The sequence below is a fragment of the Microbacterium sp. GCS4 genome (assembly GCF_001262495.1).
Lineage (GTDB): Bacteria > Actinomycetota > Actinomycetes > Actinomycetales > Microbacteriaceae > Microbacterium.
Window position 1 is genome coordinate 1297500 of the sequence record NZ_LGYE01000001.1, and the last position, 18561, is coordinate 1316060.

The 18561-nt window shown below is 70.0% G+C and carries 18 protein-coding genes; 11 read left to right on the plus strand and 7 right to left on the minus strand.

Going from position 1 to position 18561, the window contains the following annotated elements; translation table 11 throughout:
- The first annotated feature begins 135 nt into the window (after nt 1-135).
- Nucleotides 136-477, plus strand: a complete 342-nt coding sequence (locus AKH00_RS06325) for a hypothetical protein (protein ID WP_235556701.1) — start codon at nt 136-138, stop codon at nt 475-477.
- A 16-nt stretch (nt 478-493) separates the two neighbouring features.
- Here AKH00_RS06325 and AKH00_RS06330 read toward each other — a convergent pair whose 3' ends face one another.
- A complete protein-coding gene (locus AKH00_RS06330) occupies nt 494-1948 on the minus strand; it encodes an MFS transporter (protein WP_050721781.1) in 1455 nt (484 codons plus the stop codon).
- A gap of 57 nt (nt 1949-2005) precedes the next feature.
- On the minus strand, nt 2006-3337 hold the full coding sequence (locus AKH00_RS06335) for a M20/M25/M40 family metallo-hydrolase (protein ID WP_235556702.1): 1332 nt from the start codon (nt 3335-3337) through the stop codon (nt 2006-2008).
- A gap of 51 nt (nt 3338-3388) precedes the next feature.
- Between AKH00_RS06335 and AKH00_RS06340 the strand changes: the two genes are divergently transcribed.
- The 3 genes from AKH00_RS06340 (at nt 3389) to AKH00_RS06350 (ending at nt 5228) form a co-directional block, all read left to right on the plus strand.
- Nucleotides 3389-4402 (plus strand): FUSC family protein, encoded by a 1014-nt coding sequence (locus tag AKH00_RS06340; RefSeq protein ID WP_050721782.1) that lies wholly within the window; start codon nt 3389-3391, stop codon nt 4400-4402.
- Between the two features lie 53 nt (nt 4403-4455).
- A complete protein-coding gene (locus tag AKH00_RS06345; protein ID WP_050721783.1) occupies nt 4456-4722 on the plus strand; it encodes a glutaredoxin domain-containing protein in 267 nt (88 codons plus the stop codon).
- Nucleotides 4723-4817: 95 nt separating this feature from the next.
- On the plus strand, nt 4818-5228 hold the full coding sequence (locus tag AKH00_RS06350) for a VOC family protein (protein ID WP_050722088.1): 411 nt from the start codon (nt 4818-4820) through the stop codon (nt 5226-5228).
- A 22-nt stretch (nt 5229-5250) separates the two neighbouring features.
- Here the strand turns inward: AKH00_RS06350 and thrC are convergent, their stop codons facing one another.
- Together thrC and erm are read right to left on the minus strand one after the other, a co-directional pair.
- Nucleotides 5251-6654, minus strand: coding sequence for a threonine synthase (gene thrC, locus AKH00_RS06355; RefSeq protein WP_050721784.1), 1404 nt, complete (start codon nt 6652-6654; stop codon nt 5251-5253).
- 61 nt (nt 6655-6715) lie between these two features.
- On the minus strand, nt 6716-7489 hold the full coding sequence (erm, locus tag AKH00_RS06360; protein ID WP_050721785.1) for a 23S ribosomal RNA methyltransferase Erm: 774 nt from the start codon (nt 7487-7489) through the stop codon (nt 6716-6718).
- Nucleotides 7490-7815: 326 nt separating this feature from the next.
- Here erm and AKH00_RS06365 point away from each other — a divergent pair, with 326 nt between their 5' ends.
- From AKH00_RS06365 to treZ, 4 genes are read left to right on the plus strand one after another with little or no spacing between them, the layout of a single operon-like run.
- Nucleotides 7816-8115, plus strand: a complete 300-nt coding sequence (locus AKH00_RS06365) for a hypothetical protein (RefSeq protein WP_050721786.1) — start codon at nt 7816-7818, stop codon at nt 8113-8115.
- Entirely contained in the window at nt 8112-10319 is a 2208-nt protein-coding gene (glgX, locus tag AKH00_RS06370; protein ID WP_050721787.1) for a glycogen debranching protein GlgX, read from the plus strand. The genes AKH00_RS06365 and glgX overlap by 4 nt, the downstream gene beginning before the upstream one ends.
- Nucleotides 10316-12664 (plus strand): malto-oligosyltrehalose synthase, encoded by a 2349-nt coding sequence (gene treY / locus AKH00_RS06375; RefSeq protein ID WP_050721788.1) that lies wholly within the window; start codon nt 10316-10318, stop codon nt 12662-12664. Before glgX ends, treY begins: the two co-directional genes overlap by 4 nt.
- A complete protein-coding gene (gene treZ / locus AKH00_RS06380) occupies nt 12661-14418 on the plus strand; it encodes a malto-oligosyltrehalose trehalohydrolase (RefSeq protein WP_050721789.1) in 1758 nt (585 codons plus the stop codon). The genes treY and treZ overlap by 4 nt, the downstream gene beginning before the upstream one ends.
- A 6-nt stretch (nt 14419-14424) precedes the next feature.
- Here treZ and AKH00_RS06385 read toward each other — a convergent pair whose 3' ends face one another.
- The gene (locus AKH00_RS06385) at nt 14425-14901 is read right to left on the minus strand and encodes a GNAT family N-acetyltransferase (protein WP_050721790.1); all 477 of its coding nucleotides are present in this window, start codon (nt 14899-14901) and stop codon (nt 14425-14427) included.
- A 94-nt stretch (nt 14902-14995) separates the two neighbouring features.
- On the opposite strand from AKH00_RS06385, the gene AKH00_RS06390 reads away from it, so the two are divergent.
- Nucleotides 14996-15337 (plus strand): ArsR/SmtB family transcription factor, encoded by a 342-nt coding sequence (locus tag AKH00_RS06390; RefSeq protein WP_082297481.1) that lies wholly within the window; start codon nt 14996-14998, stop codon nt 15335-15337.
- Nucleotides 15337-15984, plus strand: coding sequence for a cation diffusion facilitator family transporter (locus AKH00_RS06395; protein WP_050721792.1), 648 nt, complete (start codon nt 15337-15339; stop codon nt 15982-15984). The genes AKH00_RS06390 and AKH00_RS06395 overlap by 1 nt, the downstream gene beginning before the upstream one ends.
- Here AKH00_RS06395 and AKH00_RS06400 read toward each other — a convergent pair.
- A complete protein-coding gene (locus tag AKH00_RS06400; RefSeq protein WP_050721793.1) occupies nt 15981-16583 on the minus strand; it encodes a response regulator transcription factor in 603 nt (200 codons plus the stop codon). The two genes, AKH00_RS06395 and AKH00_RS06400, sit on opposite strands and share 4 nt — an antisense overlap.
- Complete coding sequence (locus AKH00_RS06405) at nt 16580-17800, minus strand: sensor histidine kinase (RefSeq protein ID WP_050721794.1); 1221 nt, start codon at nt 17798-17800, stop codon at nt 16580-16582. Before AKH00_RS06405 ends, AKH00_RS06400 begins: the two co-directional genes overlap by 4 nt.
- A 156-nt stretch (nt 17801-17956) precedes the next feature.
- On the opposite strand from AKH00_RS06405, the gene AKH00_RS06410 reads away from it, so the two are divergent.
- Complete coding sequence (locus tag AKH00_RS06410) at nt 17957-18490, plus strand: hypothetical protein (RefSeq protein WP_050721795.1); 534 nt, start codon at nt 17957-17959, stop codon at nt 18488-18490.
- Nucleotides 18491-18561: the final 71 nt, after the last annotated feature.

Genomic DNA, 18561 nt, shown 5'->3' on the forward strand with positions numbered 1-18561 from the left:
GACGACGGTCGCCCACCCCTCCTGCACATCGGACCCCCGTCGCGGGTTCTGCACTCTTCGTGGAATCCCGGAATCCGTTGTCGCGCGACCGTGGCAGACTCCCTGCATCGGTGCGACGATCGGAGGATGGGGTTCATGAACGATGCGCAGACCTGGACGGTGATCGGCGTCGTCTCGACGCTTCTGTTCAGCATGCTCGGCGTCGTCTCGACGCTGTTCGTACGGATCCTGCGCACCGAGATCGGCGGCCTCCGCGGCGAGATGGTGGCGGAGATCAGCGGCCTGCGCGCCGAGACCACCGCCCGGTTCGATGCCGTGAACAGTCGCTTCGATGCCGTGAACAGTCGTTTCGACGCCGTGGACAGCAAGTTCGACGTCGTGCACAGCCGTATCGACGCGATGAGCGCCCGCCTCGACGGCCTCGACCGCGATGTGCAGGCGCTCGTGAAGCGCACCTTCGGCCTCGACCGCGAGTGACGCGCGGCCCGCGAGGTCAGAGCACCGGCTCGACAGCCGCCTCGGCATCCGTCCGGTCGGTGAACGCCGTCTTCGGGACGAAGACGAGAAGGACGGCCGCGATCAGGGCGGTGACGCCGCAGACCACCCACACCGTGACATACCCTGCGAAGGAGCCCGCCGTCCCTTCCACAGCACCCGCGGCCCCGTTCAGCAGCGCGATGCCGAACACGCACGACGCGATCGCGCCGCCCACGGTCTTGACCGAGTTCGTGAGGCCCGTGGCGACGCCGGTCTGAGTGGCAGGCGCCGCCGACGCCGCAGCAGCAGGAAGGGCCGCGACCAGCGCCCCGGACCCGAGACCCACCACCACCATGTTCAGGATCACCTGCAGATAGGTCGCATGGAACGGCAGGAACAGCAGGAATCCGACCCCGACGAGCAGCGACGCCCCCATGAGCGTCAGACGCGGGGTGAGGACGCGGGCGATCACGGGGAACAGCAGTGCTCCCGCGATCATCGCGATGAGGTAGATCCCGATGATGAGCGACGTCGCGAAGCCGGTGGTGCCGAGACCGTAGCCGTAGACACCGGGATCGGTGCGGGCGAAGGTGGACAGCGGCGCCTGCGCGCCCAGCACGCTGACGCCGAACAGACCCGCTGTGAGGAAGACGGGGCCGAGAGCGGGCGAGCGGAACATGCGCACGTCGATCAGCGGGTCGTCGCAGCGGAGCTCCCACAGCACGAACGGGATCACGAGCAGGATGCCGAGCACGACGACCGCCCATGACCAGGGGTTCACCAGACCGCCCTCGAGACGCAGCAGACTGAGTCCACCCGTGAAGCAGATGAGGGCCAGCGAGATCAGGACCACGCCGACCGTGTCGAAGACCCCGCCGGTCGGCTCGGGCGATTCCTTCACGCCGAACAGGATCACGAAGAAGCAGACGACGATCAGCACGGCAGGGATGAGCAGCACACTCGTGAGCGGGAGCACGTCGATGAGCGCTCCGCCGGCCAGCGCACCGATGATCGCGCCCGCCTCGAGCGCCGCGACGAGGAGCCCGGCGGCCTTTGCGGTGATCGTGGCTCGACCCTCCATGCGACGTGACCGCGACCAGATGAGGGCGATCTCCAGCGGCAGCCAGACGACGTAGAACCCCATGAGCGTCCAGGCCGCCAGGAAGACGCCGAACGAGTCGGTGAACGGCAGCACGAGGGCGGCCGCCGCGGTGAGAGCGGTCGAGATCAGCAGCATCCGCTTGTGTCCGACCATGTCGCCGAGTTTCGCGAACGCGGGGACCACGAGCGCCGACAGCATGAGCTGCGTGCCTTCGAGCCAGTTGACGTCGGCGTCGTGGATGCCGAGATGCCGCGCGATGTCGCTGAGCATCGGCGTGTAGTACCCCTGCAGCACTCCGCTCGTGAACTCGACGAAGGCGAGGAAGCCGACGACCGCAGCCAGAGTGCCCAGTGTTCGGGTGCGCGTCATCGCGGCTCCTCTATGAAAGGACGGATCCGGAGGCGACGGCACCCGGACGGGGTGAGATCACCCTAGCCGTTCGAGGAGCGCCCGGTGGAACCGCTCTCCACGCTCGAGTGCGGCGATCTCCACGTTCTCGTCGACGCCGTGGATCGACGCCCGCTGCGCGTTGGACATGTCGAGCGGCGCGAACCGGTACACGGCCGGCGAGAACCGATGGAAATGCCGCGAGTCGGTCGCGGCCATCATCACGTAGGGGACGGCGGGGATATCGGGATGCGACACGGCGAGAGCGTCGGTGAGGAGGGAGAACTGCTCGTTGTCGACCGCCGACTCGGGAGACGGCGCGCTGGCCTCGACCACGGAGACCGTCACGAGCGGATCGCGGATGCGACGACGCACGCGCAGAACGGTCTGCTGCGTGGTCTCCCCCAGCGCGATGCGCAGATTGACAGTGGCCGACGCCTGCGAGGGCAGCACGTTGGCGGCGGTTCCGCCCGATTGCATGGTCGGCGCGACCGTCGTGCGCACGAGCGCCGCGGGTTCGCCGCCGAGCAGTGCGAACACCTGTCCCGTGAGCCACGGTGTCGCGCCGAGCACGCGCAGCAGGTGACGGGCCGGGCCGGGCGTGCGGGCGGCGAGCGTGATCAGCATCCGGGCGATCGCCTTCGATGGCCGCGGGGAGAACGTGGTCGGTCCCAGGCGATCGACCGCACGGGCCACGCGGCGGACCGCCGTCAGGGCCGGGGGCGCCGAGGCGTGGCCGCCGTCGCCGCGTGCGGTCAGAGTGAGCGTCATCACGCCCTTCTCCCCCACGCCGATCATGGCCGCGCGGCCGGGCACGAACGGCAGTGGCGCGTCGACCACGGCTCCGCCCTCGTCGACGACGAGCCACGGCACGATGCCGCGTTCACGCAGCACCCGGGCGATCTCCTGGGCCGCACGGCCGTAGGTCTCCTCATTGCCGCCGAACGACAGGTACACGTCGCGCGCCGGCACGAATCCGTCGGCGAGGAGGTTCTCGACAGCCTCGAGCACCACGATGAGCGGGCCCTTGTCGTCGAGCGCACCTCGCCCGTAGACGATGCCGTCGGCGATGACGCCCGCGAACGGCGGATGCGTCCAGTCGTCGCTCTCGTCGACCGGTACGACGTCGTAGTGCGCCATGAGCACCAGGGGTGCGTCGGCGCCGGCTCGTCCCCGCCAGCGGAACAGCAGCCCGAAGTCCGTGTGCCTCTCGAGTTCGAGTTCGGCGTGCACGCGAGGATAGAGTTCGGCGATCAGCGCGACGAAGTCCTCGAAGGGGCCGGTGCCCCGCTCCGCCAGCTCGGCGGACACCGTCGGCAGCCGGATCATCCTCGAGAGTCGGTCGGCGATGCCGGGGCGGGGTTCGGTCACGCGGCCATCGTATCGTCGGGCGCGTCGGCTGCGACGCGAGAGAATCGAGGGGTGAGCCTGTTCGCGCTGTCCCCGTCCCGCGGTCCGCGGTGGCCCGTGGCGACGCAAGCGGCCCTCGGTATCGCGGTGCCGATCGCGGTGATGACGCTGTTCGGGCAGGCACCTCTCGGCTACATCGCCGCCTCCGGAGCGTTCACGGTGCTGTTCGCGGGATCGGCGCCGGCCGTCGACCGCATCCGCATCCTCCCGTTCGTCGCCGCGGGCCTGATCGCGGCCGCGGTCCTCGGCGTGGCCGCTGCCGCGACACCGTGGCCGTGGCTCGTGGGGATCGGTGTCGTGCTCGTGGCGGTCGTCAGCGCCGCGCTGTGCTTCGGCTTCCGCCTCGGGCCTCCGGGACCGCTGTTCTTCGTGCTCGTGTTCGGCCTCTCCGCCCATGTCGTCGCCAGCTCGCCGATCGCCCCTGCCGTCTATATCGCAGCGCTCGCGGCCGGATGCGGCTTCTCGCTCGTGGTCGCCGCCGCTCCGCTGGTGCTGCCCCGGGTGCGCGCCCGTCGTGCGCGGCCGTTCGCCGAGCTCTTCCCCGGTCCGACGCTGGACGCCGACGCACGGATGCTGCTCCTGCGCGTCGCGATCGTCGCGGTGCTCGGAGTGCTGCTCGGCCTCGTGATCGACCCGACGCGCACGTACTGGATCGTGGGCTCGGCCGTGGCGGTGATCGGCGTCGCCGCCGCGCGGCGTGCGGCCTTCGAGCGCGGACTGCACCGCATGCTCGGCACTGTCGTCGGCGCCGGAGCGTACGCGCTGCTCGCGCTCCTGCATCCGGCCGGGCTGTGGCTGGCGCTGCTCCTCGGCGCGCTGCAGTTCACGATCGAGCTCGTCGTCGTGCGGCATTACGCTCTCGCGCTCGTGTTCATCACCCCGCTCGTGCTCCTGCTCACGGGGGCGGCGACCGGTGAGATCGGCGCCCTCGACGTCGCGTTCGAGAGGATCGTGGACACCGTGGTAGGCGCCGCGCTCGGCGCGGCATCCGGCCTCCTCCACCCGCGTGCGCGTGCGGCACGCTGAGGTCGCGGGAACACGGCGACTGCACGGCCGGTTGTGCTCAGCAGGAGGATCGCATGGAGCTGACGCTGATCTCGTCGTCGTTCTGCGGAGCGTGCGCGCGGACACGGTCGGTGTTGCGCGACGCGGCGCGCTACCTCCCGGATGCGCGGATCACGGAGATCGACGTCGCGGCGGATCCGGATGCCGCCGAGGCTCTCGACATCCGCTTCACCCCCACCGTGATCGTCCGCGATATCGCGGGCGCCGAGGTGTTCCGGGCGGAAGGCCTGCCGACGGTGCCGCAGGTGCTCACCGCGGCCGTGCGCGCTCTGCCCGCCTGACCTCGCGGAACCTCTTGTGGGATGTCGGAACCCCGGCGCACAATGATCGCGACGGGGCGGGCGGCGCTCCGCATCACACCTCATGGGGGCACGACATGGCGAACCTCAACCCGTACCTCTCCTTCCGCACGGACGCGCGGCAGGCGATGGAGTTCTATCAGGGGGTCCTGGGCGGCGATCTCGAGATCAACGTCTTCAGCGAGTTCCCCGACATGGTGCAGAGTCCCGATCAGGCCGACCTGGTCATGCACGCGCAACTGACCACACCGGACGGCCTCGTCCTCATGGCCTCTGACACACCGGACGGGATGCCGTACGAGGCGCCGGCCGGGATCTCGGTGTCGCTGAGCGGCAACACGCAGGCGCGCACGCAGGAGGTCTGGGACGCGCTCGCCGACGGCGCGACCGTCACGATGCCGCTGGACACCCCGCCGTGGGGCGGCAACTTCGGCATGCTGGTCGACCGCTTCGGCATCGCCTGGATGCTGCACGGCGACCCCGAGTGATCGGACGCACGCGTCACAGCGCTCAGCGCAGGGCGTGCTCCTCGATGAACGCGCGCAGCGCCGCCTCGTCGTCGGCCATCTCGGTGACGTGCTGCGGAGCCTCGAGCATCTCGCGCAGGTCGGCGGCGTAGTCGAGCTCGACGCCGATCGCCTCGTGGATCGTCTCGGCGAACTTCTCGGGCTTGGCGGTCTCGAGCACCAGCATCGGCACGCCCGGCTCGAGGTATTCGCGGGCGACCTTGACGCCGTCGGCGGTGTGCGGGTCGATCACCTCACCCGAGGTCTCGTACACCGAGCGGATCGTCGCGAGGCGGTCGGCGTGCGTGGACGTGCCGCTCACGATGCCGAACTCGTCGACGAAGCGGGTGAGATCCGCGGTGAAGTCGAAGTAGCCCTGGGTGTCGAGATCGCTCCACACCTGCACGACCCGTGCGGCGTCGCGGCCGACCAGCTCGAAGATGAAGCGCTCGAGGTTGGAGGCCTTGGAGATGTCCATGGAGGGGCTCGAGGTGGCGAGCGTCTGTGCGGCACTTCGCGGGCGGTAGACGCCGGTGCGGAAGAACTCGTCGAGGACGTTGTTCTCGTTCGCGGCGAGCACGAGCCGGCGGATCGGCAGCCCCATCTCCTTCGCGAAGAAGCCGGACAGGATGTTCCCGAAGTTGCCCGAGGGGACCGTGAACGACACCTCGGTCCATCCGCCCGCGTCCGTCGCCCGCAGCCAGGCCCAGAAGTAGTAGACGACCTGCGCCGTGATGCGGGCGAGGTTGATCGAGTTGACCGCACCGAGGTGCTGCGTGCGCTTGAAGTCGAGGTCTCCCGCGAGCTTCTTGACGAGGTTCTGGCAGTCGTCGAAGACACCGTCGACCGCGATGTTGTGGATGTTCTCGTCGTCGAGCGAGAACATCTGGGCCCGCTGGAAGGTGCTCATGCGTCCCTGGGGCGAGAGCATGAAGACCGAGATGCGGTCCTTGCCGCGCAGCGCGTGCTCGGCCGCCGATCCGGTGTCGCCGGAGGTCGCTCCCAGGATGTTGAGCACCGATCCCTTGCGCTCCAGCGCGTACTCGACGACCTGGCCGAGGAACTGCATCGCCATGTCCTTGAACGCCAGCGTGGGCCCCTCGGACAGACCGACGAGGGTGAGACCGCCGTCGAGCTCGCGAAGCGGCACGACCGCGCCGGGGAAAGGCTCGTAGGCGGCCGCGGTCATCCGTGCGAGGTCCTCGCGCGGGATGTCCGTCGCGAACAGCCCCAGCACCTCGGTCGCGAGCTGCGGGTAGGTGAGCGCGCGCCACCGCTCGAGCGTCTCGCCGTCGACGGTCGGCATGACCTCGGGCACCGCCAGGCCGCCATCGGGAGCGAGGCCCTCGAGCAGCGTCTCGCAGTACGGCAGCGGCTGCATGCCGCCTCGGGTGGAGATGTACTGCACGGGGGCTCCTCGGATCGGAATCGGCGGGGTCTCCATTCTCGCAGGTGTGCGCAGTGTGGTTTCACGAGCGCGCCCCCCGTCCGAGCCGCCGCCACAGACCGGCCCACTCCTCGGGGCGGAGATCCCGCGGCAGACGCCGCGCCGATGCGCCCACCTCACCGAGGGCCGCCCGTGCGCGCGGAGTGCCCGTGCGGGTGGCGGACGCGAGCATCGACGGCAGGTTCCCGCCCCGGGCACCGAACACCGCCCGGACGAACGATTCGTAGGCGCGCCGGTCCGTGGCCGGCACGAGCGGGGCAGGTCGTCGCGTGATCGACAGCAGGCCGCCGTCGACGCTCGGCTGCGGGCTGAAGGCCCACGCCGGAACGCGCCCGCTCAGCTCGACCGTGAACCACGGTGCGATCTGCGCGGTCATCATCGTGCTGCCGCCGACGCCGGCGCGCTTGCGCGCCACCTCCCACTGCGTCAGCAGCACGGCGTGGGTCCACCCGTGGGTCGACAGCAGATGCCGGAGGATCGGCGTCGTGACGTGGAAGGGGATGTTGCCGACGATCACGTCGGCGTCGAGTGGATGTCGGAGCGCGTCGGCAGCGCGCACGTCGACGCGAGGAAGCGCCGCGCCCAGGCGTCGGGCGCGATGTTCGTCGATCTCGAGCGCCGTGAGCCGACGGTCCAGGCGGGCGAGTGCCCGGGTGAGCGCGCCGTCGCCGGCGCCGAGTTCGAGGATCGACCCCGAGGTGCGGTCGACGAGGGAGACGATCCGGTCGATCGTCGGTCGGTGGATGAGGAAGTTCTGGCCGAGTTCGTGGCGGCCGCCATGGTGCGAGCGAGGCATGAGTGGGCTCCGGAGTGAGGATTCGGAGCACCCCGACGGGGGACGCGGAGACGCGTCGAAGAGGCCCGTCCCGAGGTGCGATGACATCTCGGAGGACGGCGCGCGGAAGCGTGCGTAAGAGCGAGCGCGCCGTCAGGCGCGGCGGTCGCGGAACACGAGGGTGCGCCCCATCACGGCGGGCGCGCTGTCTATCATGCGCCCAGCCTACCCGCCGACCGGTGTCGATCACACTCCCTAGCGCCTGAACGCGTCCGAGGCAATGGGGATTCCATAGCGACGGATCCGCATCTAGGGTGAAGCCCACAACAGAAGAATCGGGAGACATCATGGCTGCGCACATCCCCACCGCACATGACGAACAGAGCACCGGCGCTCACGAAGACATCCTCCAGGATGCCGCTGCCCCGGCGCCGGCTCCCGAGGCTCTCTTCGAGCGCGTGGACATCGACCGGTACGTCGTCCTGCACGACGGGCCCGTCGGATACGTCGAGCACATCGCTCCGGTGTTCGTCTGCTACGTCGGCATGGCCTACGCCATGGCGGAAGAGGTCGCGCAGGTGCACGACTTCCACGACGCGGTGCGGATCGTCCTGCACCGCGCCGCATCGGCTCGGCGCGCTCTGTGAGCCGCGAGATCTGGCCCGGGTCGCCCTACCCTCTCGGTGCGACCTTCGACGGGCAGGGGACGAACTTCGCACTGTTCAGTGAGGGCGCCGAGCGCGTGGAGCTGTGTCTGTTCGACGACGACGGCACGGAGGAACGGATCCCGCTCGACGAGGTCGACGCCTTCGTGTGGCACGGCTACCTGCCCACCGTCCAGCCCGGTCAGCTCTACGGCTACCGTGTCCACGGGCCTCACGACCCCGCTCAGGGACGACGCTTCAACCCCCACAAGCTCGTGCTCGACCCCTACGCGAAGGCGGTCGCCGGTCGACTGGACTGGGGGCAGTCGCTGTTCGGGTACGACTTCGGCGAGCCGGACTCGCGCAACGACGAGGATTCGGCCGCTGCCATGGTGAAGGGCGTGGTCATCAACCCGTTCTTCGAATGGGCGGGAGACCGGCTGCCCAAGATCCCCTACGCGCAGAGCATCATCTACGAGGCGCACGTCAAGGGTCTGACGCAGCAGCATCCGGACATCCCCGAGGAGCTGCGCGGGACGTACGCGGGGATCGCGCACCCGGCGGTCATCGACCACCTCGTGCATCTCGGCGTCACAGCGATCGAGCTCATGCCCGTGCACCAGTTCGTGCACGACTCGACGCTCGAGGAGAAGGGGCTGTCGAACTACTGGGGATACAACACCCTGGCGTTCCTCGCTCCGCACAACGAGTACTCTTCGAGCGGTCAGCACGGCGAGCAGGTGCAGGAGTTCAAGGCCATGGTGCGGGCGCTGCACGCGGCGGGCATCGAGGTCATCCTCGACGTCGTCTACAACCACACCGCGGAGGGGAACCACCTCGGGCCGACGCTCTCGATGCGCGGCATCGACAACGAGGCCTACTACCGACTCGAGGAGGACCGCCGCTTCTACACCGACTACACAGGTACAGGCAACAGCCTCAACGCCGGCAACCCGCACTCCTTGCAGCTCATCATGGACTCGCTGCGCTACTGGGTGACGGAGATGCACGTCGACGGCTTCCGCTTCGACCTGGCATCGACTCTGGCGCGGGAGTTCTACGACGTCGACCGGCTCGCCGCGTTCTTCGAGCTCGTGCAGCAGGACCCGGTGGTCTCGCAGGTCAAGCTCATCGCGGAGCCGTGGGACGTGGGCCCCGGCGGCTACCAGGTCGGCAACTTCCCGCCGCAGTGGACGGAGTGGAACGGCAAATACCGCGACACCGTGCGCGACTTCTGGCGTGGGGAGCCGCAGGCCCTCGGCGAGTTCGCCTCGCGGTTGACGGGTTCCGCGGACCTGTACGAGCATTCCGGGCGTCGCCCCGTGGCGTCGATCAACTTCGTCACCGCTCACGACGGCTTCACTCTGCGCGACCTCGTCTCCTATGACGAGAAGCACAACGAGGCCAACGGAGAGGACAACAACGACGGCGAATCGCACAACCGCTCCGCGAACAACGGCGTCGAGGGCCCCACCGACGACGAGGGCATCAACCGGATGCGCGCTCGCCAGCAGCGCAACTTCCTCGCCACGCTGCTGCTCTCGCAGGGCGTGCCGATGATCGCTCACGGCGACGAGCTGGGCCGCACGCAGCACGGCAACAACAACGGATACGCGCAGGACAACGAGATCACGTGGGTGGACTGGGAGTCGGCCGACCTGCCGCTCGTCGAGTTCACCGCGGCGGTCGCCAAGCTGCGCCGCAACCACCCCACTTTCCGTCGCAGTCGCTTCTTCGACGGTCGCCCCGTGCGCTCCGAGGACGGCGAGCGCGTGCCCGACGTGGTGTGGCTGCGGCCCGACGGCCGCCGCATGGAACCCGAGGACTGGGACAACGGCTTCGGACTCGCGGTCGGCGTCTTCCTCAACGGACAGGGCATCCGCGAAAAGGATCGCCGCGGCCAGCCCGTGACGGACCAGAACTTCCTGGTCTACTTCCACAGCGGGACGGATGCCGTCGACGGGGTGCTCCCGGACGCGCGGCACGGCGCGGCGTGGGACATCGTGGTGGACACCTACGGCGAACGCGCGGGCGAGCACGCCCTCGCCGCCGGAGCCGCGATCACGCTCGAGCCGACGTCGCTCCTCGTCCTGCGCGAGGCGGCCGAGACGGAGGAGCCGACCGACGTGTCGGTCGACGCCTCGCTGCGGATGCAGACAGAGCGCTCGGAGCCCGCTCCCGCTCCCGCTCCGGAGGTCCGTCGGTGACCCGTCGGCCGCTCTCGACCTACCGCCTTCAGATCCGATCCGGCTTCACGCTCGACGACGCGGCGGCGACCACGCCGTACCTGGCTGCGCTCGGGGCGTCGTGGGCGTACCTCTCGCCGCTGCTGGCTGCGACACCCGGCTCCGACCACGGCTACGACGTCGTCGACCACTCGAGGATCGACGAGGCGCGGGGTGGGAGGGAAGGACTCGACCGGTTCGCCACCGCAGCTCGCACGGCCGGTCTCGGCATCCTCGTCGACATCGTGCCCAACCATGTCGGCGTCGGGAGCCCTCGCGACAATCCGTGGTGGTGGGACATGCTGCGTCTCGGTCGCGCATCACGGCACGCGGTCGCGTTCGATGTGGATCGTCGGCTGGGAGACGGGCGCGTCCGACTCCCGATCCTCGGCTCGACCCTGCCGGAGGTGCTGTCGGCCGGCGACATCGTCGTCGACGCTTCCCCGGCCGACGACGCACCCGACGGCGTGCTGAGCTACTTCGAGCACGTGCTCCCCCTCGCGCCCGGCTCCGGCGCCCTCGCCGACGACCTTCCCGCGCTGCTCGACGCACAGCACTACGAGCTGCGGTTCTGGGAGGACCAGAACGCCGAGCTCAACTACCGCCGGTTCTTCGCGGTGCCGGAGCTCGCCGGCATCCGGGTGGAACTCCCCGACGTGTTCGAGGAGTCACACCGGGAGATCGTCCGGTGGATCACCGAGGGTCTCACCGACGGCCTGCGCGTCGACCACCCCGACGGTCTCGTCGACCCGGCCGGCTACCTCGAGGACCTCGCGGATGCGACGGGCGCTGCGTACACGCTGGTCGAGAAGATCCTGGAACCCGGCGAGGAGCTGCCGTCGTGGTGGCGCACCGACGGCACGACCGGGTACGACGCCCTCGCGGAGATCGACCGCGTGCTGGTCGACGGCGCGGGCGTCGCGCGACTCGACGACCTCGACGCACGTCTGCGGCGCGAGTCCGATCTGCCTGCTCTGGAGGCGTGGCACGATCTGACGGTCTCGACGAAGCGGATGGTCGCCGAGAGCATCCTGCAGTCGGAGATCCATCGCCTCGTCCGCTCGCTACCGCACGGTGTGGTCGCAGCGAAGTACGCGCTCGCGGAGATCATCGCCGCCTTCCCCGTCTACCGCTCCTACCTCCCGGCGGGCCGCGAGCATCTGCAGGGGGCCATCGACGCCGCCGCTCTCCGTCGACCCGACCTCGCGGAGGCGATCGGCGAACTGACCCCACTGCTTCTCGACACGACGCTCGAGGTCGCGGAGCGCTTCCCGCAGGTCAGCGGCGCCGTGATGGCCAAGGGCGTCGAGGACACCGCGTTCTACCGCTTCACCCGCTTGGGCACGCTCACCGAGGTCGGCGCGGATCCGTCGATCGCCTCGCTGTCGGTCGCCGACTTCCACGAGGCGCAGCGCGCTCGACTCGCATCATGGCCGCACTCGATGACGACCCTGTCGACGCACGACACCAAGCGCTCCGAGGACGTCCGGGCACGTCTCTCCGTGCTCGCCGAGGTGCCCGAACGCTGGGGCGAGGTGCTCACCGAGCTGCGGACGATCGCGTCGACCGGCCACGGTCCGCTCGATGCCCTCCTGTGGCAGGCCGCGGTCGGCGCGTGGCCGATCTCGACCGAACGGCTGCAGCAGTACGGCCTGAAGGCGGCCAGAGAGGCAGCCGAGGGCACCACCTGGCAGCATCCCGACGAGGAGTTCGAGAAGGGGGTCGTCGCGATCGCCGAAGCGGCGAACGGCGCGGCCAGCCGAATCCTCGACGGTTTCGTCCAGGAGATCGTCGGCTATGGACGCAGCAACTCGCTCGCCGCGAAGCTGCTGCAGCTTGCGGCACCCGGCGTGCCGGACGTCTACCAGGGCACAGAGCTGTGGGACCACTCGCTCGTGGACCCCGACAATCGCAGACCCGTGGACTTCGGAGAGAGGGAGCGGATGCTGCGCCGTCTCGACGCCGACGTGGCGCGTGGCGCGCTGCCGCCGATCGACGACTCCGGCCTGGCGAAGATGCTCGTGACGTCCCGCACGCTGCGCCTGCGCCGAGACCACCCGGAGCTGTTCGAGCGCTACCGGGCGGGGGTCGCCGCCGGCGCGGCATCCGATCATGTGGTCGCGATGGACCGCGGTGGCGCGCTCGCGGTCGCGACGCGTCTGCCGGTCGCTCTCGAGAAGCGCGGCGGATGGGGAGACACGGTGCTGCTGCGCCACGACCTGCCCGCGACCGACGTCCTCACCGGTCGTCGGATCGCGCCGGGGCCGGTACGGCTGGACGAGCTGCTGGACACCTACCCGGTGGCGCTGCTGGTGGACGAGCGATGATCGGCGTCTGGGCTCCGCGAGCCGAACGGGTCCGCCTGCGTCGACTGACACCGGGCGGTGCGGTGATCGGCGAGCACGACCTCGCTCGCGACGACCGCCGGCCCGGCTGGTGGGTCGCCGCGCTGGATCTGCCGGAGGGCGAGCGCTACGGCTTCCTCCTGGGCGAGAGCGACGAACTGCGTCCGGATCCCCGCTCGCTGCGTCAGCCGGGCGGGGTGCACGGTCCGTCGGCCGTGTTCGACACGGGTCTCTTCGAGTGGGACGACCGGTCGTGGACCGGCCGTCAACTCGCGGGGGCGGTGATCTACGAGCTGCACGTCGGCACCTTCACACCCGAGGGCACCCTGGATGCGCTGATCGGCCGACTCGACCACCTCACAGACCTCGGGGTCACGCACGTCGAGCTGCTGCCGATCAACGACTTCAACGGCGAGTGGAACTGGGGCTATGACGGGGTGCTCTGGTACGCCGTGCACGAGGGGTACGGCGGCCCGGCCGCCTACCAGCGCTTCGTCGAGGCCGCCCATGATCGGGGCCTGGCCGTGATCCAGGATGTGGTCTACAACCACCTCGGCCCGAGCGGCAACTACCTGCCCGAGTTCGGACCGTACCTGCGCGACGGTCAGAGCAACACGTGGGGCGCGTCGGTGAACCTCGACGAGCACGAGGTCCGCGAGTACATCATCGAGAATGCCCTGATGTGGCTGCGCGACTACCACGTCGACGGGCTGCGACTGGATGCCGTGCACGCCCTGCACGATGCGAGCCCGACGCACCTGCTGCGCGAGCTGTCTGAGCGCGTCGATGCGCTGTCGGCGCACCTCGGCCGCCCGCTGACCCTGATCGCCGAGTCGGACCTGAACGATCCGACGCTGATCCTTCCGCGCGAAGCCGGCGGCTACGGGCTCACCGCGCAGTGGTCGGACGACTGGCATCACGCCGTGCACGTCGCTCTGACCGGCGAGACCGCCGGGTACTACGAGGACTTCGCCGATCCCGAGGCGCTCGTGAAGGTGTCGCAGAGCGGGTTCTTCCACGACGGCACATACTCGTCGTTCCGTGAGCGCGAACACGGTTCGCCGATCCCCGCGACGGTCCCGGCCTGGCGGCTTGTCACCTTCGCGCAGGACCACGACCAGATCGGCAACCGCGCCGCGGGCGACCGCCTCTCGGCGACCCTCTCGCCCGGTCGGCTCGCGGTGGCGGCGGTCCTGACCCTCACGGCGCCGGGCACGCCGATGCTCTTCATGGGCGAGGAGTGGGGCGCGTCGACGCCGTGGCAGTTCTTCACCTCACATCCGGAGCCGGAGCTCGGCCGCGCGACCGCGGAGGGCCGCATCGCTGAGTTCGCGAGGATGGGCTGGGATCCGTCGCAGGTTCCCGACCCGCAGGATCCGGCGACATACGAACGCTCGCACCTAGGGTGGGAGGAGATCGATCGACCGGAGCATGCCGACCTCCTGTCGCTGTACCGGCGCCTGACGGCACTGCGCCGCGAACGTCCGGAGTTCACCGATCCCGACATGACTCACACCCGTGCGATCGTCGAGCACCCGGATGCGGCTGTCGACGCTCGGGCGTTCCGGATCGACAGGGGCGCGGTCGCGGTGCTCGTGAACCTCACGGCGGGCGACGTCGACTTCGAGGTGCGCCCCGGCGACGCCGTCCTGCTGGAGACCTCCGGGGCGCGGATGCAGGACGACCGGATCACGCTCGCACCCGAGTCGGCGGCGATCGTCGGACCGTCGCTCTGAGGCGCCTCAGACGGTGAGGTCCTTCGCGAAGCACAGAGACAGCTCGCTGCCGACATAGTGCCCGTAGAGCGGGATCGACGCATACCCCTCGCGGGTGTAGAAGCGCACCGCGTCGGGTTGCCCCGTGCCGGTCTCGAGCACGAGACGACGGATGCCGAGCGCACGTGCCTCGTCTTCCAGCCCTCGCAACAGCGCAGTCGCCGCACCAGTGCCCCGTGCCTCGGGAGCGGCGTACATGCGCTTGATCTCCGCGACGGCGTCTCCGAGTACGGGTTCGTCGAGCGGCCGGAGCCCGCCGCACACGATCGCGTCGCCGTCAGCGCCGCGCGCGATGAGGAACACGGGCACGTCGTCGCCGGAGGGGATGATGCCGGGCTCGTGATCGTCGCTGCCGTAGCGGGCGTCGAGCTCGGCCCGCTGCGCGGCACGCAGCCGCTCGGCATCCGGGTGTCCCCAGTCGACCCTGTGGATCGTCACGACCATCGGTCCTCCTCTTCGTTGCTCACACGGTATCGACACCTCGTTTCGGGGGTGTTGCGTTTATTCATTGATCACTGAATTCACTGTTCAATGTACTATCGAGAGCGTGACTCTCTCGGCATCCCTCTCGCACACCGCCGCGGTCGCACGCCTCGGGCACGCACTCTCTGACGCGACGCGCGCCGCGATCCTGCTCGCCCTGCGCACCGCCCCCGCGTACCCGTCCGACCTCGCCGATGAACTCGACGTCAGTCGACAGGCGCTGTCGAACCACCTCGCGTGCCTGCGCGGATGCGGCCTCGTGACGAGCGTCGCCGATGGTCGCCGCAGCCGCTACGAACTGGCCGACCCTCACCTCGCCCCCGCGCTCGACGAGCTCCTGCGGGTCGTGCTCGTGGTCGAGCCGGACTGCTGCGACGGCGAGGAATGCACCTGCTGATGACCGCACTCACCGACACCCGCCGTGCGACACTGCAGCGGCGCATCCGCCTCATCGTCGCGATCACGATCGGCTACAACGTGGTCGAGGCCGTCGTCGCGATCGCCGCCGGAACGGTCGCCTCCTCCGCCGCCCTGATCGGATTCGGCCTGGACTCGACCATCGAGGTGCTGTCGGCGGCCGCCGTCGCCTGGCAGTTCACCCGGCGCGACCCGGAGCGCTGGGAGAAGCCCACGCTGCGTGTCATCGCGGTCGCGTTCTTCGCCCTCGCGGCGTACGTCACGGCGTCGTCCGTGCTCTCGCTGCTCGGCGGCGAGCACCCGGAGCACAGCACGGTCGGCATCGTGCTCACCGCGATCAGCGTGGTCGTGATGCCGTTCCTGTCCTTCGCCGAGCGACGTGCCGGGACCGAGATCGGATCGGCCACCGCCGTCGCGGACTCGAAGCAGACCCTGATCTGCACATACCTGTCCGCCGCCGTGCTGATCGGGCTGCTGCTGAACAGCGTGTTCGGGTGGTGGTGGGCCGACGCGGTCGCCGGTCTGGTCATCGCCGTGTTCGCGGTGCGCGAGGGCCTCGAGGCGTGGAAGGGGGATGCCTGCGCCACCTCGGTCGGCATGATCCTCGAGGACGAGCACGACCACTAGATCCAGCCGCGCTCCTCGGCGAGCAGCACAGCCTGCTGCCGCGTCGTGACCGACAGCTTCGCGAGCACCGCCGAGATGTGGTTGCGCACCGTGCCAGGCGCGAGAGACAGCGTGCGGGCGATCTGCCCCGTCGTCTCGCCGCGGCGCCCGGCCCGCAACACATCGAGCTCGCGATCGGTGAGCGGCGAGCGCTCGTCGCTCAGCGCGTCGGCCGCGATCTCGGGATCCACGTAGCGGCCCCCGGCCGCGACACGGCGGATCACGTCGGCCACCTCGTCGGCGCCCCTCGACTTGGGGAGGAAGCCCGAGACACCGGAGGCGAGTGCGCGCCGCAGCACGCCGGGCCGCGCGTGACGCGTGACGACCACACAGCGGGTCGCGATCGCCCTGGTCAGACGCTCCGCCACCTCGACACCGTCGAGGCCCGGCATCTCCAGGTCGAGCAGGCACACGTCCGGAGCGAGGCGCAAGGCCTCGGCCACCGCCTGCTCGCCGTCCTCGCACTCCGCGACGACCTCGATGTCGCCCTCGAGGCGCAGCAGCGCGGCCAGCGCGGAGCGGATCATCCCCTCGTCGTCGGCGAGCAGCACACGGATCATCGACCGACCTCCCCTCGCCCCGTGGCGATCTCCCCCGCCGGCACCGTCACGATCACCGTGAAGTCCTCCCCCTCGTCCCGCACCACGATCGTGCCGCCCGCCTCCGCGATGCGGCGCCGGACGCCGTCGAGCCCCGACCCCACGGCCACGCGCTCGGTTCTCGGGTCGACGTCGTTCGACACCTCGTAGCGCCACCCGCCGGCATCCCGCCGCAGGGACAGCCGTGCACGGGCGCCTCCGCCATGGCGCAGCACGTTCGTCGTGGTCTCGCGGATCACGGGACCCAATGCGGATGCCGGTGCCTCACCGGCATCCTGCGCGATGTCCGCCTCGACGCGGATGCCCGCCGCGCTCAGCAGGTCGCGGGCGTTCGCGACCTCGTCGCCGAGCGGCACGGACCGGAACCGCGTGGCCAGGTCGCGTGTACCCTGCCGCGCCTCGTCGACGCTCGCGCGCGCGGCCCGCAGCTGCACGAGACCGGCATCCGGGTCCCGCTCCATGAGCCGCTCGGCGAGCTCGAGCTGCAGCGCGATGACCTGGAGGTGATGCCCCTGCAGGTCGTGCACGTCGGTGGCGAGCCGCAGTCGCTCCTGCGTCACCGCGAGCCGTGATTCCGAGGCCCGCGCACGGTCGAGCGTCACGAGCACATCCCACCACCACAGCGAGCTGACCGACATCGCCGGGATCGTCACGGCGTAGAGAGACGGCAGCCACTCCGGCACGCCGCCATCGACCGTGCCGCGCATGCCGTCGACGAAGGCGAGCACCAGGAGCAGGAAGGTCACGAAGAGGACGATCCGCCGCCGCACGCCCCGCGGCCAGTGCAGCAGCACGAGGGACTGCGCGACCGGCATGACAGCCAGCAGCCAGCTGTCCGCCACGACACCGGAGGAGACGCCGAACGCGACGGCGAGGACGAACGGCACGATCCGCACCCAGGCGGCGACCGGCTCCCCGTCCGCACCACGCCGGTAGGAGACGAGCAGAAGGATGGTCGACAGCCACCACACGAGGCCACCGGCGCCGACCACGAGCGGAGCGACGACGTCGCCCGGAACGACGAATACCCGCAGAGCCCAGATCAGCACGAGGAACAGCTCGAGGAACACGATCGCGGTGAGCGTGTACCACCAGGTCGCGGTGATACCCCTCGCGAGCTGACGGGCACCGGGCGGAGGGTCGCCGAACCGGTCGACGGCCAGGGAGGGACTGCTCATTCCCCCACGATAGGGGCGTGACACATGTCACGGGTGCGACGGGCGAAGCACCCGGGAACCGATGACGCCCCGACACTGCCGCGAGCACGGCATCCGCGATGGACTGAGGACATCGGGGCGGAGAGTCCGCTCCCCCACCCGTCAGGAGACATCACCATGAACCTCGTCGAGACGTTCCAGAACCTCGTCGCGCAGGTCCCCGAGCTCGTGCAGCCGCTCATCGTCGCACTGGCCGGCGCCATCCCCTTCATCGAGGGCGAGGGCGCGGCCGCGATCGGCATCATCGGCGGCATCCACCCGGTGGTCGCAGCGATCGCCGCCATGGTGGGCAACTTCCTGTGCGTCGCGATCCTCGTGATCGCCGGCGCGGGAGCCCGCAAAGCCATCGTGACCCGGTCGCGCTCGCGCGAATCCGTGGCCGCCGGCGGGGGATCGATCGACGAGGTCCCCGCCGAGTCGGATCGCGGCACCGCCCGCCGTGCGAAGTTCCAGCGCGCGTTCGAGCGCTACGGCGTGCCCGGCGTGAGCCTGCTCGGCCCGCTGCTCCTGCCGACGCACTTCACCGCGACCATGCTCGCGGCCTCCGGCATCGGCAAGGGCCGCGTGCTGATCTGGCAGGCCGCCGCGATCGTCCTGTGGACGACGGCGATCACGCTGATCATCACCGGCGCAGTATCGGTCATCCGCTGACACGCGCTCTGCGCGTCCCTCGCCGTTCGTGCCGTCGAGACGTGATCTCGGCGGCACGGACGGCGACCGTC